The following is a 14,645-nucleotide window of genomic DNA, read 5'->3' as shown; positions in this document are numbered from 1 at the left end:
TGTACCGCGGCTTCGGGAGTCCGACATGCTTTAAGGAGATGCCGCGATCGGTCCCTCGGGATTGATCCTGCGCATCGCCGCCAGCAGCGCCGTCTCGCTCGTATGGCCTGTCTTGTAGAGAGCGAGCAGCACGGTCGCGACATCGCGGCCGTCCGCACTGTCGATAGGCGCGCCGATTTCCTGACACCAGAGATCAAGCGCCCGATAGACGACATCGATCTCCGTTTGCTCGAGCGCCATATCCGATAAAAACGACATGAAGGCTCCCTTCCTCTGCAGGAGGGCGGACTGTAGCTGCATCATGTCGGTCTCGACATCGCTAAATCTCGTGCATGTCGCGCAAAAGTGCGCAGCGATTTTGCGATAACGACATGCAGAAAAACAAAAACGTAAAGCGTGCCAAGCGAATCTGAAAGATCGCGCCGCGCTTTAGGAGGCCGCTTCCGCCCGCACGGAGGCGGCGGACGCCTCCATCAGCGATGCGGCGATCGCCATGGCCAGAAGCTTGCCTTTCGCGCGAACCGCCCCCGTATTCGCATCGCGTGCCGACACGGCAAGGTCCATGCCTTCCCGCATCAGGATCTGCTGCGCCCGCAGCACGGCCCAGTTTTCAACGTTATCGTTCTTCCCCATCACGACACCCCCTTCGCTTGATCATAAAGCTCGACGCGTTCCCTCCGGGGTGCAAAACGGACGCGCCGCGAATCATGGAAACATGTTCAAGAAGATGCGAAATCTCGCTTCCTGAGAAGCGTGACTTCTGCACGATGAAAAGTAAGAGTTTTGTGACGGCAGTTCGGACGCGGCGTTCCTACGACGTTTTGCAGGCTTTCGATGCAGACCGGAGGCGTTCTCTCAGGCCGACGTCCCCGGATGACCTCGATGCGCGCACAGCACGTCGATCGCTCAAGGCCACACTACGGCCGACAGTGTCCCAGAACGCCAAAAGCCCTGCATGAGCAGGGCTTTATGGGTAGTCTTTGGGAATTTGGTGCCCAGAAGAGGACTCGAACCTCCACACCCTTTCGGGTACCAGCACCTGAAGCTGGCGCGTCTACCAATTCCGCCATCTGGGCGACGAGCGGGGATGTAAAAGGCCGGGCGTCTGGTGTCAACAGTGATTTTGACGATTTCACGACACCTTGGGCAAGGCATTGTATTCGTTATCTTTTCATTCTGCCGCTTTACCGAGGTCTGTCGCCTGTCCGGTGCTGGCCTGTTCGGCCCAGGCGCGAATGCGGGCAAGACCGGCTGTCAGCAGGGCGATAGCCTTGTCTTCCGTCTCCGCTTCGACGTAGCAGCGCATTTCCGGCGCGTTGCCGGAGGGCCGAAGGTGGACGATGCTATCATCGGCAAGCGTTATCCTGAGGCCGTCGATATCGCTGACGGACGTAGGCACGCCGAGCGGCTCCACGAAGGCTGCAAGTGCGGCGGGGCTGCTCCGAAGGTGATCCATCAAGGCCTGGCTCGTTTCCACCGGAAACCGCTCCAGACGGTCGCTGAGGGCGATGGGGAGGTTATAACTGTTCACGATGAGGGAGAGCGGCTGGCGGCGCTGAGCGGCCTGTTGGAGGACCGCCAGAACAGGCAGGAAGCAGTCGCGGGTCGGAAGGGCGGCCAGCACGGTACCATTCACCGTCACGGCGCTCCCCGTCAGCGTTCCGCCATTGGCTTCGAAGCCGACGACGCGGTCGTGTCCGGCCTTCGCTGCGTCCTGCATGCCGGCGATCACGAAGGGGGAGCCGACGCGGGTTCGCAGGATGTCTGTCGTACCGCGGCGCTCCAGGCCGGAATTCGACGTCACCGGCGTCACGGCGACGGCAGCGCCGAGGAACTCGGCTGCGATCAGGCCAAGAAGATCCCCCCGGATCGGTTCGCCGGCTTCGTTGCTGACGAGCGGCCGGTCGCCGTCGCCGTCGGCAGACACGATCGCATCGAGGCGATGTTCGCTGGCCCAGCCCCGCAGGGCCTCGATCGTCTCCGGGGAGACCGCTTCGGTATCCACCGGAATAAAGGTTTCCGAGCGCCCGAGCGGCACGACATCGGCAGCGTAATGCGTGAGAACATCGACGAAGAGATCGCGCGCGACCGTGGAGTGCTGGTAGACGCCGACCCTGAGGCCGGAGAGCGCGCGTTCGGGCAGAAGGCGCACATTGCGGGCGAAAAAGAGATCGCGCACCGTCGCCTCGATGGTCGGCACCTCGGCTGGCGTCGCATCGATCGCGGTCTGGCTGGCACGCAGTGCATCCGCGGCTTGCGTGATCGCCTGCTCGTCCGCCTTGGCGATCTCGCCGTCCGGGCGGTAGAATTTGATGCCGTTGCGGTCGGAGGGGATATGCGAGCCGGTAACCATCAGGGCCGCGGACCGGGTGGCCAGCGCATGCAGCGCGAGGGCCGGCGTCGGCACTGTGCCGCAGTCGAGAACGCTCAAGCCGGCTCGCAGAAGGGCACCTGCGGCGATAGCGGAGACCGCTGGGCTGGACGCACGGAAATCCCGGGCGATGAGGACGGTATCGCCGGGCTTTGCCTGGCCTGTGGAAAGAAGATAGTGCGCAAAGGCCGTGGCGTAGAGCGCGGCAGCCGGACCTTCGAGATCGACGGACAGGCCACGAAGCCCGCTGGTTCCGAATTTCAGGCTCATGTCGCGTCTCTCCTGCGGCTTATCGTGTCTTCGATGCGTTGCTGGAGGCAGGAATATCGCAAACCCATGACGCATCATAGGCATGGGAGCAGTGCGCGGCGGAGAAATGGAGATGCGGTTAGAGATGTCTCATCCGAAGACCCAGACCAGCACGGCATAGCGCGCAGCCTTGCCGATGGTAACGTAGATTAGAAACGGCAGCCACGGCATGCGCAACAGCCCGGCTGCCAGCGTCAGCGGGTCGCCGATGATGGGCACCCAGGAGAGCAGCAGCACCGGCTGGCCGTATTTCTGAAAGATCGCCTCAGCTCGCGCACGACCTTTCTGCGAGACCGGAAACCAGCGCCGTCCTTCGAACCGCAGGAAAAAGCGCCCGAGGACGAAGTTGACGACGGCGCCGAGAACATTGCCGGCGGTTGCCAGAAAGAAAACGAGACCGCGCGGCAGGGCGGGATCCTGAAGGGCTGCGATGACAGCCGCTTCGGACAGGCCGAAGAGAAGCGTGGCGGACAGGAAAGCGGCGGCAAAGACGCCGGCGAGGGCTGCAAGGCTCAAGAGGCGGGCCGATCCGTATGTCCGAGATCGCGCTCGGGCGCGATGATGTCCCGCACCCGCTGCTTCAGCTCCTTCGGGCCGGGAAAGCCGCCATCGCGCTTGCGCTCCCAGATCAGCGTCTCATCGACGCGGATCTCGAAATTGCCGCCCGTTCCCGGGATCAGCGCGACTTCGCCAAGAGCGTCCGGGAAGGTCTGCAGCAACTCCTGCGCCATCCAGCCGGAGCGCAGAAGCCAGTTGCACTGCGTGCAATAGAGAATGCTGACACGGGGTTTTTCCTGGCTCATGACCCTGCTCCTTCGGCGTGACGGTTGCGGATGAGGTTTACTGCATTCTCGACGACACCGAAACGGTTCGCGGGCCGTCGGTTTCGTTTCTCATGGGAGCTTTCACGTAAATGTTAACAAAAAGCCTCATGTTTCTTAACGGATCGTCTTGCGATGGCGGGCAACTGCGGGAAGACGGGGAGGGCAATTCTTTTGCCCCGAACCCAGGAGCCATTCTTCATGACCGATATCGTTACCGGCCGCCCGCGCCCGATTTTCCCCGCCCTCCAGCGCCTCTATCGCCCGTTCGATACGACGGCGGAAACCGTCCTGCGCGTCGTCGCCGGCGCTCTCCTCGTCACCCACGGCTTCGGCAAGATCACCAACCCCTTCGGTGCCGTCGGCATGGTCGAGGGTTTGGGCTTCTATCCCGGCGTCTTCTGGTCGCCGCTGCTGGCCGCCACCGAGTTCTTCGGCGGCATTCTCGTTGCCATTGGCCTGTTCACGCGACCTGCGGCCTTTGCCTCGATGATCGTGCTTCTGGTCACCGTCTACTTCCATGGCATCGTCAAGGCCGAGGGGCTGGCCGGTGCGGAGAAGTCGATCCTGTGGGCGGCGATCTTCCTCTACTTCGCCGTACGCGGATCGAATGCCCAGTCGGTCGATGCAAAGCTCGGTCGCCAGATCTGAGCCGACCAGACACAAAAATGGCGGCCGAAGCCGCCATTTTCAAATCTGTGATCCACCGTCGCCTTACAGCGTGCGGGTGATGTGCTCCACGCGGAAGCACTCGATCGTGTCGCCGGAACGGATGTCTTCGTAGTTCTCGAAGGCCATACCGCATTCCTGACCGACCGGCACTTCGGACACTTCGTCCTTGAAGCGCTTGAGGGTCTTGAGCTTGCCTTCGTGGATGACGACGTTGTCGCGCAGCAGGCGGACGCCCGCACCACGCTCGACCTTGCCTTCGACCACGCGGCAACCCGCGACCTTGCCGGTCTTGGTGATGTTGAACACCTCCAGGATTTCGGCATTGCCGAGGAAGGTTTCGCGACGCTCCGGCGAAAGCAGGCCTGACATCGCTGCCTTCACGTCATCCACCAGGTCGTAGATGATGTTGTAGTAGCGGATCTCGATGCCCGAACGCTCGGACGCCTGGCGTGCCTGGACGTTGGCACGAACGTTGAAGCCGATGATCGCGGCATCCGACGATTCCGCCAGCGCGATATCGGACTCGGTGATCGCACCGGCACCTGAATGAACGATGCGGGCACGAACTTCGTCGGTGCCCAGACGATCGAGCGCGCCGATGATGGCTTCGACCGAACCCTGCACGTCGCCCTTGATAACCAGCGGGAACTCCTTGAACCCAGTGTTCTGCAGCTTGCTCATCATCTGTTCGAGCGAACCGCGCTGGCCGGACTGGCGGGCAACCGCCTTGTCGCGCGTCAGGCGCTGGCGATACTCGGAGATCTCGCGGGCACGGCCTTCGTTCTCGACGACGGCGAAGCGATCGCCGGCTGCCGGTGTTCCCGATAAGCCCAAGACTTCGACTGGGGTCGCCGGGCCGGCTTCCTTGACATGGTCGCCCTTGTCGGTGACGAGCGCGCGCACACGGCCCCACTGGTCGCCGGCAACGATGATCTGGCCGGGCTTCAGTGTGCCCTTCTGGACGAGGACGGTCGCAACCGAGCCACGACCGCGGTCGAGCTGGGCTTCGATGACGATACCTTCGGCCGTCCGGCTCGGATCGGCTTTGAGGTCGAGGATTTCGGCCTGCAGCAGGATCGCCTCGAGCAACTTGTCGAGGTTGAGCTTGTTCTTGGCCGACACTTCGACGTCGAGAACTTCACCGCCGAGCGATTCCACGAACACTTCGTGCTGGAGAAGCTGCTGGCGCACCTTCTCCGGGTTGGCTTCGTGCTTGTCGATCTTGTTGATCGCCACGATGATCGGAACGTTGGCAGCCTTTGCGTGGCTGATCGACTCGATCGTCTGCGGCATGACGCTGTCGTCGGCCGCAACCACGAGGATTGCAATGTCGGTGGCCTGCGCACCACGGGCACGCATGGCCGTAAAGGCGGCGTGGCCGGGCGTGTCGATGAAGGTGATCTTCTGGCCGTTCTTCTCGACCTGATAGGCACCGATGTGCTGCGTGATGCCGCCGGCTTCGCCCGAGACGACGCTCGTCTTGCGGATGGCGTCGAGCAGCGAGGTCTTGCCATGGTCGACGTGGCCCATGATTGTCACGACCGGAGGACGCGACACCATTTCACCGGCGTCGTCGGCCTGGTTGAAGATGCCTTCTTCAACGTCGGATTCCGATACGCGCTTGACCGTGTGGCCGAATTCGGCAGCGATGATCTCGGCCAGGTCGGCGTCGATGACGTCGCCGGGCTTCATCATCTGGCCGTCCTTCATCAGGTACTTGATGACGTCGACGGCGCGTTCGGACATGCGCTGCGACAGTTCCTGAATGGTGATGGTTTCCGGCAGAACGACTTCGCGCATGACCTTTTCGCGCGTTTCCTGCATCTGGCTGCGGCGGAACTTCTCCTGCCGGCGGCGCATGGCGGCGAGCGAGCGACCACGGGCATTGCCGTCGTCGTCGAGGGCTGCCGTCAGCGTCAGCTTGCCCTTGCGGCGTTCTTCCTCGGTCTTCGGACGCGCCGGAGCCTTGGCAGGCTCGGGGCGAACCGGCTTGCCACGAACCGGCACGGCGCCGGGACGGGCAGGGCGCGTGTCCTCGGCTTCATTGGTGCGGCGCGTGCGCACGCCATTCGCATCCGTCGTGATGACGGGGGCCGGGCGCTCGACGACGGGAGGAGCGGCAGCGGCTGCGGCGGCCGCGACCTTTTCGGCTTCGGCGGCAGCGGCAAGCGCAACCTTCTCGGCTTCGCGCTCTGCGGCAGGACGGGCAGCCTCTTCCGCCTCGCGGCGGGCGGCTTCCTCGGCTTCGCGCTTCAGGCGCTCGGCTTCCTCGATCTTGCGCTTCTCTTCAGCGATGACGCGTGCCTTGGCTTCCTCGGCATCGCGGATCTGGGCTTCGGCGAGTGCGCGGCGGCGCGCATCGATCTCACCGGCCGACAGCTGGTTCAGAACGACGCCGGTGCGCGGACGCGCCGGATCGGGCCGCGGAGCCTGGGGCTGCGGGCGAACCGTGGTCTGCTGCATGGGGCGTGTTTCCGGCGGGCGCGGCTGCGGCGCACGCACGGGAGCCGCAACCGAGGCGATCGGAGCGACCGGCTTCTCGTCTTCGGGCCGAGTGGGGCGGCGTTTGCGGGTTTCGACCACGACAGCCTTCGTGCGGCCGCGGCCCATGTCCTGGCGGACTGTGCCCTGGCTCACGCCGGAGGGGCGCAGCGTCAGAGTCTTCTTGCCGGCTCCGCTCAGGGTCTTGTCGTCGTTGTTATCGGTCATTCCGTTCCGTTCCTAAGATCGAAGCCGGATGCGTATCACCAGACCCCGTCGTTCGATTGTCGTCTTACCGTATTGCGGTCGTCACGGCCGTGGCCGGTGTCCCGCGTCATAATGTCGGCTGGGAAGCGTCGCCGAAGGCACGGGGGGACATTTCGCCCCGGTATCTTTCCAGCATGTTTGCGCGCTTCACTACACCCTCACCCGCCTGCCCTGCAAGCGCTGCGGCATGGATAAAAGAATTACTTCCGAGCAGCGTATCCAATTCCTCTCCGGTGAAGAAGCGGAAGGTTGGTATCTGCTCGCCGTCATCGGCGACAAAGCTCATGGCCTTGCGCGCCTGGTCTATTTTCCGCACACCGTCGGGTGCGGCCGTCGAAGCGTGGAACGTGGCGATGGCCGCCATTCCGCGAACCGCCTGTTCCACCTTCGAAGCCCCGGTGATGAACTGCGCGGCCTTGCGCGCCATGTTCATCATGCCGATCAGCTGCTGGACCAGAAGCCTGTCGACCTCGTCCAGAAGCTCGGGGCCGGGCTTGGCCTCCGCCGTCTTCAGCGCCCGCGCAAAAAGCTTGCGCTTGATCGCCGTTTCCAGAACCGCCCGTTCGGCGGTGACCCAGCAGCCGCGTCCCGGCAGCTGGCGTTTCAGGTCTGCAACCACCCGGCCGTCCGGCCCCGCGACGAAGCGGATCAGGCCGTCATCGGCCGGACCGCTTGCGCGGGTGACGATGCACATGCGCCCGTTGAGCGGCAAGTCGTCATCCTCTGCGGGGACGTTCACATCGTCCGGTGCCATGTCTGGCTGGTTGGTCACGGAATTCATGAGGGATCAGGACGCGGCTTCCGCCTCGTCCTCCTCACTCGCTTCCACTATTTGGAGTGCCTCGGTCTCGCGTGCAAGGTCTTCTTCCGTAATCCAGCCCGCAGCCAGGCGTGCTTGAAGGATCATGGTTTCCGCTTCCGTACGCGAAACTTCCAGCTTGGAGAACAGGCCTTCGAAACGCTTGGTCTCGCCGTCCTTGCGCTCCGACCAGCCGACGAGGTCGTCGGCGGCGCAGCCTGCGAAGTCTTCCATGGTCCTGATGCCGTCCTGGCCAAGCGCCACCAGCATCTGACCGGTCATGCCGTTGATCGTGCGCAGCTCGTCGCCGACGCCGAGCGCCTTGCGCTTCTCGTCCATCTCGGCTTCGAGCTTGTCGAGATATTCGCGGGCACGGGTCTGGATCTCGCTGGCGGTCTCCTCGTCGAAGCCTTCGATCGAGGCGATCTCGTCGAGCTCGGCATAGGCAAGTTCCTCGACCTGCGCGAAGCCTTCGGATGCCAGGACCTGGCCGACCATTTCGTCCACGTCGAGCGATTCCATGAAGAGGTTCGTGCGCTCATTGAATTCCTTCTGGCGGCGCTCGGACTCTTCGGCTTCCGTCATGATGTCGATGTCCCAGCCGGTCAGCTGCGATGCGAGACGGACGTTCTGGCCGCGACGGCCGATGGCGAGCGACAGCTGCTCGTCAGGCACGACGACTTCGATGCGCTCTGCGTCTTCATCGAGAACGACCTTGGACACTTCGGCCGGCTGCAGGGCGTTGACGATGAAGGATGCCGGATCCTGGCTCCACGGAATGATGTCGATCTTCTCGCCCTGAAGCTCGCCGACGACGGCCTGAACGCGGCTGCCGCGCATACCGACGCAAGCGCCGACCGGATCGATCGACGAATCGTTGGAGATGACGGCGATCTTGGCGCGCGAACCCGGATCACGGGCAACCGAGCGGATCTGGATGATGCCGTCGTAGATTTCTGGCACTTCCATGGTGAAGAGCTTGACCATGAACTGCGGATGCGTACGCGACAGGAAGATCTGCGGACCGCGCTGTTCGCGGCGCACGTCGTAGACGTATGAGCGGACGCGGTCGCCGTAGCGCATGTTTTCCCGCGGGATCATCTCGTCACGGCGGATGATGCCTTCGCCGCGGCCGAGATCCACGATGACGTTGCCGTATTCGACGCGCTTGACCGTGCCGTTGACGATCTCGCCGATGCGATCCTTGTATTCGTCGAACTGGCGGTCACGCTCGGCTTCGCGAACCTTCTGGACGATGACCTGCTTGGCGGACTGTGCGGCGATACGGCCGAAATCCATCGGCGGCAGCGGATCGGCAATGAAGTCGCCGAGCTTGGCGTCCGGGTTGCGGTCGCGCGCCAGTTCCAGCGGGATTTGCGTGCCGTAGTCTTCAGCAACCTCGACCACTTCCAGGAGACGCTGCAGGCGGATCTCGCCGGTCTTGGAATTTATGTCGGCGCGGATGTTGCTTTCCGAGCCGTAGCGCGAGCGCGCCGCCTTCTGGATCGCGTCGGCCATGGCGGCCAGCACGATTTCGCGGTCGATCACCTTTTCGCGCGCGACGGCATCCGCGATCTGCAGAAGTTCGAGCCGGTTAGCACTGACTGCCATGGGGTAGGTCTCCGTAGGTCGAATAGTCCGGGTGGTGCCTCTCAGGCCACGCTCCAGAGGAGAAGCGCCGGCCGGGCGCGTGTCATTCCTGCGAAGGGGTCTCGTCGTCGCCTTCGAGCTCTTCGAAATTCTCGTTTGCCGCCTCGCGGGCGGCCTTGGCCTTCTTGTCGGCCGTCAGCGCATCGCGGATCAGCTCGTCCGTCAGGATCAGCTTGGCTTCGGCCAGCGCCGAGAAAGGTACGACCACTATCGGCGCCTCGTCCGGACCCGCCTGGTCGCGCTCGATGGTGAACCCGTCCGCATCCGCACCCAGAATGACGCCGCGGAAGCGCTTGCGGTTCTCCACCAGAACCGAGGTCTCGCACTTGACGAGATGGCCGATCCAGCGGACGAAATCGCCCTTGCGCACCATCGGCCGGTCGATACCCGGCGAAGACACTTCGAGATGATACGCCTTGCCGATCGGATCGTCCACGTCGAGAACTGGCGAGATCGCGGAGGAAACCGCTTCGCAGTCTTCGACCGTCATCGTTCCGTCGGTCCGCTCGGCCATGATCTGCAGCGTCGCACCGTTCTGGGCCGAAAGCCGCACGCGCACCAGCTGGTAGCCCATGGGCATCAGCACGGGTTCGATAATGTCGGCAACGCGGCGATCGATCCCGGTCTCGGTGATCAGGCGCGGTTCCTGCTGGATGTCTGCCGTGTCGATGTCGGACAAGCGATGTCTCCCGTCATGCATGTTCTGTCATGATGGTAATAAAAAAGAGCGGGTCCTTGCGGGCCCACTCTTCATCAACCGATCAAGAATTTGAGCGTCATATACGCCGCATCGGCCGCAATTGCAAGCGTCGCGCCGATGGGTACTCCACGGCGAATTTCGCCTGTCGCGGCGGGTTGCCACGCGGGACCACCGGGCTACATTGCACTTGAGGACCTCAGACAGCCTGACGATGCCTTTCCTGCGTTGCGGTCATTCCGCCGTTTGGTGCGCGAGGGCCGTGTGCGTGAAGAAGGAGACTGCCGTGCCAGATCGATCATCGCCTTTGGCACCCTTCAGGCACGATACCTTCCGCATCATCTGGATCGCAAGCCTTGCCTCCAATTTCGGTGGCCTCATCCAGTCCGTCGGTGCGGCATGGATGATGACCTCGATCTCGACCTCGGTGAACATGGTCGCTCTGGTGCAGGCATCGGTGACGTTGCCCATCATGCTGTTTTCGCTGATCTCAGGCGCGCTGGCCGACAGTTTCGACCGGCGGCGGATCATGCTGGTCGCGCAGTTCTTCATGCTCACCGTGTCCGCGCTGCTGACGGCGTTCGCCTGGTTCGGGCTGATCACGCCCTGGCTGCTCCTGATGTTCACCTTTCTCATCGGCTGCGGAACGGCGCTGAACAACCCGGCCTGGCAGGCCTCCGTCGGCGACATGGTTCCACGCGAGGATCTGCCGGGCGCCGTGTCGCTGAACAGCATGGGCTTCAACATGACGCGCAGCGTCGGCCCGGCCATCGGCGGCGTTATCGTGGCGGCGGCCGGTGCGGCGGCGGCGTTTGCAGTGAACACGCTCACCTATTTCGCGCTCATCACCGCATTGCTGCGCTGGAAACGGACGCCGGCGCTGAACGCGCTGCCACGCGAGCCGCTGGCGCGCGCCGTCGGGGCGGGCCTGCGCTACGTCGCGATGTCGCCGAACATTCTCAAGGTCATGCTGCGCGGCTTTCTCTTCGGCCTCTCCGCCAGCGCCATCCTTGCCCTTCTGCCGCTGGTCGCGCGCGATCTCGTGGCAGGCGGTCCCCTGACCTATGGCGTCCTGCTCGGCGCCTTCGGTATCGGTGCTATCGGCGGCGCGCTGCTCAGCGCCCGGCTGCGCGAGCGTCTGGCCGGCGAAGCGGTCGTGCGCATCGCCTTCCTCGGCTTTGCCCTGTCCGCGGTCATGGCTGCGCTCAGCCGGTCGGAGATCGTGACGGGCCTTGCCATGCTCATGTCCGGTGCCGGCTGGGTGCTGGCCCTGTCGCTGTTCAACACGACGGTGCAGCTCTCCACGCCGCGCTGGGTGGTTGCCCGCGCACTGTCGCTCTACCAGACCACCACCTTCGGCGGTATGGCGCTCGGCAGCTGGGTCTGGGGTGTGGCTGCGGAGGAATACGGTCCCTCGACGGCCCTCGTCGCATCGGCCGTCGTCATGCTGGTCGGGGCGGCCGTCGGCCTGCGCTTCGCTTTGCCGGAGTTCAAGGCGCTCAACCTCGATCCTCTCGGCAGTTTCACCGAGCCGATGCTGAAGCTCGACCTGAAGCCCAGAAGCGGACCGATCGTCGTGATGATCGATTACGAGATCGATCCATCCGACGTCGAGGCGTTCCTGTCGATCATGACCGAGCGTCGTCGGGTCCGTATTCGCGACGGTGCCGGCCAATGGACCCTGATGCGCGATCTGGAGCGGCCGGAAATCTGGACGGAGACCTATCATGTGCCCACATGGGTCGAGTACGTCCGCCACAACCAGCGGCGTACCCAGGACGACGCGGCAATCCACGAGCAGCTCCGCGCGCTCCATCGCGGCGAAAACGCGCCCTATGTGCACCGGATGATCGAGCGCCAGACCATCCTGCCGCACGAATACGAGCAGTTCAAACGGCAGGTCGATATCGGCCACTGAGCTTGTGATTTACCGCAGTTTTGCTTTCAGCCCCGCATCCGGAAAACACGTCGCCGCAAGGCCGTTCTTCTCCTGCCACTGCCCGAGCGAGCGCCGGGTCTTGTAACCAGCGAGACCATCGGCCTTGCCGATGTCGTAGCCCTGTGCTTCCAGCCGCTTCTGCATGGTCAGCACGTCCGAGCGCAGCATCTTGCCGACATCGCCCCAGGGACCTTGGAAGGACCCGCCATTCGCGCCGATCCGGTCGGCGAGATTGCCGATGAAGAGGGCGTAGAGGTCGGAATTGTTGTATTCCTTGATCACGTAGAAATTCGGCGTCACCAGGAATTCCGGCCCATGGCGGCCGGCCGGCACCAGCATCATGCCGCTGGCCTTCGCCTCGCTGCGGGGAAATGCTTGGCCCGAGATACGGGTGATGCCGGTCGCGGCCCACTGACCGAGGGGCTTTGCAAGGTCCGGCCCTTCCTGCGCGCAGGAAACAGTCTGCGGGATCGAGACCTCGAAACCCCAGTCGCGTCCGCGCTGCCAGCCTTTTTCCGACAGGTAATGCGCAATGGAGCCGAGCACGTCCGGCACGGAATTCCATATATCGCGCCGCCCGTCGCCGTCGAAATCAACGGCATAGGAGAGGAAGCTCGACGGCAGGAACTGCGGCTGGCCCATGGCGCCGGCCCAGGAGCCGCGCATGTCGGCCTCATCAACGTCTCCGCTTTCGAGGATATGAAGGGCGGAGATCAACTCGCGGGTGAAGAGCTCGCCGCGGGTCGACATGAAGGCTTTCGTCGCCAGCACATCGAGAACCGGATGCGGGATCTTCGCCCGGCCGAACCCCGATTCGCGACCCCAGATCGCCAGCACGATCGGCCCCGGCACGCCATAGGTCTTCTCGATCCGCCGCAGCGTGGCGGCATGCGTCGAGGCAAGGCTGCGGCCGGTCGCGGCAAGCCCCTGCAGGCGTTTTTCCGAGAAGTAGGCGCCCGGTGAGGCGAACTCCGCCTGGCTCTGCTTCTGCTCGCCCTGCGGCTTGGAGCCCGGCGGCACGAGGTCCGGCAGGTCCCAGTCGAGCTTCACGTCCGCGAAGGCTTTATCGAAGGCCCCCTTGGAAATTCCCCCCTTCTGCGCCTGCGGCCAGAGATCTGTCTGCAGCCAGCGGCGGAATTGCGCTTCGGTCTCGACCTTGGACGCGGCGAGCGCGGGAATGGCGGCGGAAGTGCAGAGGAGGGCGGCGAGTGCCGCGCGTCGGAGATGTCTCAGGAATGTCATGTCAGATAACCGTTCTCGCCCGCAAAGCCGCGGTCAGTGTACCGTCGTCGAGATAATCGAGCTCGCCCCCGACGGGAACGCCATGGGCAAGCCGGGTGATGCGAACGTCCAGCCCGTCGAGCTGGTCGGTGATGTAGTGCGCCGTCGTCTGGCCCTCGACGGTGGCGTTGACGGCGATGATCAGCTCGCGCACCTCGCCCTTGACGACGCGATCGACCAGTCCGCGGATGTTGAGATCGTCTGGCCCGACGCCATCGAGCGGCGACAGCGTGCCGCCCAGCACATGATAGGCCGTGTTCATGGCGCCGGTGCGTTCCAGCGCCCAGAGATCGGCGACATCCTCGACCACGATGATGCAGCTGTGGTCGCGCCGCTCGTCGGTGCAGACGCTGCACGGATCGCTCGTATCCACATTGCCGCAGCAGGAGCAGATCCGGACCTTCCGGTGCGCCTCGACCATCGCATCGGCGAGCGGTCCGAGCAGCTGGTCCTTCTTCTTGACCAAGTGCAGCGCGGCCCTGCGCGCCGAGCGCGGCCCGAGCCCCGGCACCTTCGCCAGAAGCTGAATGAGTTTTTCGATTTCGGGGCCGGTGACTCGCTTTGCCATGAGGCGCGTTCTATCCCATATGCCGTCGGAGTGAAAATGCTTTGCAACCGCACAGCTATGATCCGCGATGGCGGAGGAAAAGAGGTGGCCATGAAGATCGACGCCGTCTGCATCGGCCATGCCACCGTCATCGACGGCAAGAAGGCGAAGACCGGCATCGTCAAGCATCCGCAGGGCGGCACCGTCATCGTCGATGCTGCGGGGCTTGCCGGCGATGCCGTCTGCAATCGGAAACATCATGGCGGACCGGATCAGGCCGTCTACGGTCTCGGCTCTCTGGATCTGGCGGCCTGGGCGGATGAACTTGGGCACGCCGTCGAGCCCGGCCTGTTCGGCGAAAACATTGTCATTTCAGGGATCGATAGCCGGACAATCGCCGTCGGCGACCGCTTCGAGACGGACGGCGTGACCTTGGAGGTCACCTCGACCCGCATCCCCTGCTCGACACTGTCGCTGCGGCTGAACGATCCGGGTTTCGCCCGAAGGTTCCGTGCCGTGGCCCGGCCCGGCTTCTACTGTCGCGTGCTGCGGCCGGGCATGCTCAGCGTGGGCGATGCCGTCACCTATCGGGCTTTCCAAGGATGCAGGATCACGATGCCGGACATGCTCGGTGCCTCGGTCAAAAACCTGTCGGACGAGGAGCGTGCCCGCTACCGTGCGGCCCCGATCAGCGAGCGCGTCCGCGCGCAGCTGGATGCCTTCGCGCCTTAACCATTTCTTAAGGATCCGCTTCGCGCGCGCATTTCTCTCGGCTATGTCGTCGGCATGCCCATGGGGCTGGCGATGGAGA

At 63.9% G+C, this 14,645-nt stretch carries 14 protein-coding genes and 1 tRNA gene; 3 read left to right on the top strand and 12 right to left on the bottom strand.

The window, feature by feature from the left end:
- Positions 1-30: 30 nt before the first annotated feature.
- From C8J33_RS11105 to C8J33_RS11080, 6 genes are all read right to left on the bottom strand, one after another.
- A complete protein-coding gene (locus C8J33_RS11105; RefSeq protein WP_132664225.1) occupies positions 31-258 on the bottom strand; it encodes a hypothetical protein in 228 nt (75 codons plus the stop codon).
- Positions 259-429: 171 nt separating this feature from the next.
- Positions 430-633, bottom strand: a complete 204-nt coding sequence (locus tag C8J33_RS11100) for a hypothetical protein (RefSeq protein WP_110800359.1) — start codon at positions 631-633, stop codon at positions 430-432.
- 356 nt (positions 634-989) lie between these two features.
- Positions 990-1,076 (bottom strand) — tRNA-Leu (locus C8J33_RS11095).
- A gap of 95 nt (positions 1,077-1,171) precedes the next feature.
- Positions 1,172-2,641 carry a phosphomannomutase gene (locus C8J33_RS11090; RefSeq protein WP_132664224.1) on the bottom strand — a complete coding sequence of 490 codons (1,470 nt, stop codon included), beginning with the start codon at positions 2,639-2,641 and terminating at the stop codon, positions 1,172-1,174.
- Positions 2,642-2,770: 129 nt separating this feature from the next.
- Positions 2,771-3,130, bottom strand: coding sequence for a YqaA family protein (locus C8J33_RS11085; RefSeq protein ID WP_422038110.1), 360 nt, complete (start codon positions 3,128-3,130; stop codon positions 2,771-2,773).
- A 62-nt stretch (positions 3,131-3,192) separates the two neighbouring features.
- Positions 3,193-3,483 carry a SelT/SelW/SelH family protein gene (locus tag C8J33_RS11080; protein ID WP_110727426.1) on the bottom strand — a complete coding sequence of 97 codons (291 nt, stop codon included), beginning with the start codon at positions 3,481-3,483 and terminating at the stop codon, positions 3,193-3,195.
- 219 nt (positions 3,484-3,702) lie between these two features.
- On the opposite strand from C8J33_RS11080, the gene C8J33_RS11075 reads away from it, so the two are divergent.
- Positions 3,703-4,152, top strand: coding sequence for a DoxX family protein (locus C8J33_RS11075; protein ID WP_132664222.1), 450 nt, complete (start codon positions 3,703-3,705; stop codon positions 4,150-4,152).
- 63 nt (positions 4,153-4,215) lie between these two features.
- Here the strand turns inward: C8J33_RS11075 and infB are convergent, their stop codons facing one another.
- The 4 genes from infB to rimP all read right to left on the bottom strand — a co-directional run bounded on the left by infB (position 4,216) and on the right by rimP (position 10,049).
- A complete protein-coding gene (gene infB / locus C8J33_RS11070; protein ID WP_132664221.1) occupies positions 4,216-6,882 on the bottom strand; it encodes a translation initiation factor IF-2 in 2,667 nt (888 codons plus the stop codon).
- 106 nt (positions 6,883-6,988) lie between these two features.
- Complete coding sequence (locus C8J33_RS11065; RefSeq protein WP_132445751.1) at positions 6,989-7,702, bottom strand: RNA-binding protein; 714 nt, start codon at positions 7,700-7,702, stop codon at positions 6,989-6,991.
- A gap of 6 nt (positions 7,703-7,708) precedes the next feature.
- A complete protein-coding gene (nusA, locus tag C8J33_RS11060; protein WP_132664220.1) occupies positions 7,709-9,331 on the bottom strand; it encodes a transcription termination factor NusA in 1,623 nt (540 codons plus the stop codon).
- Positions 9,332-9,413: 82 nt separating this feature from the next.
- Entirely contained in the window at positions 9,414-10,049 is a 636-nt protein-coding gene (gene rimP, locus C8J33_RS11055; RefSeq protein ID WP_132664219.1) for a ribosome maturation factor RimP, read from the bottom strand.
- Between the two features lie 304 nt (positions 10,050-10,353).
- Between rimP and C8J33_RS11050 the strand changes: the two genes are divergently transcribed.
- On the top strand, positions 10,354-11,985 hold the full coding sequence (locus C8J33_RS11050; RefSeq protein ID WP_245507109.1) for an MFS transporter: 1,632 nt from the start codon (positions 10,354-10,356) through the stop codon (positions 11,983-11,985).
- Between the two features lie 9 nt (positions 11,986-11,994).
- Here the strand turns inward: C8J33_RS11050 and C8J33_RS11045 are convergent, their stop codons facing one another.
- On the bottom strand, positions 11,995-13,248 hold the full coding sequence (locus C8J33_RS11045; protein ID WP_132664215.1) for a lytic murein transglycosylase: 1,254 nt from the start codon (positions 13,246-13,248) through the stop codon (positions 11,995-11,997).
- 1 nt (position 13,249) lies between these two features.
- Positions 13,250-13,855, bottom strand: coding sequence for a recombination mediator RecR (recR, locus tag C8J33_RS11040; RefSeq protein ID WP_110727410.1), 606 nt, complete (start codon positions 13,853-13,855; stop codon positions 13,250-13,252).
- A 90-nt stretch (positions 13,856-13,945) separates the two neighbouring features.
- Here recR and C8J33_RS11035 point away from each other — a divergent pair, with 90 nt between their 5' ends.
- Positions 13,946-14,566, top strand: coding sequence for an MOSC domain-containing protein (locus tag C8J33_RS11035; RefSeq protein ID WP_207904017.1), 621 nt, complete (start codon positions 13,946-13,948; stop codon positions 14,564-14,566).
- The last annotated feature ends 79 nt before the right edge of the window (positions 14,567-14,645 follow it).

Source organism: Rhizobium sp. PP-CC-3G-465, from assembly GCF_004343445.1.
GTDB lineage: Bacteria > Pseudomonadota > Alphaproteobacteria > Rhizobiales > Rhizobiaceae > Ferranicluibacter > Ferranicluibacter rubi.
This window is presented reverse-complemented; position numbering and strand designations above follow the sequence as displayed.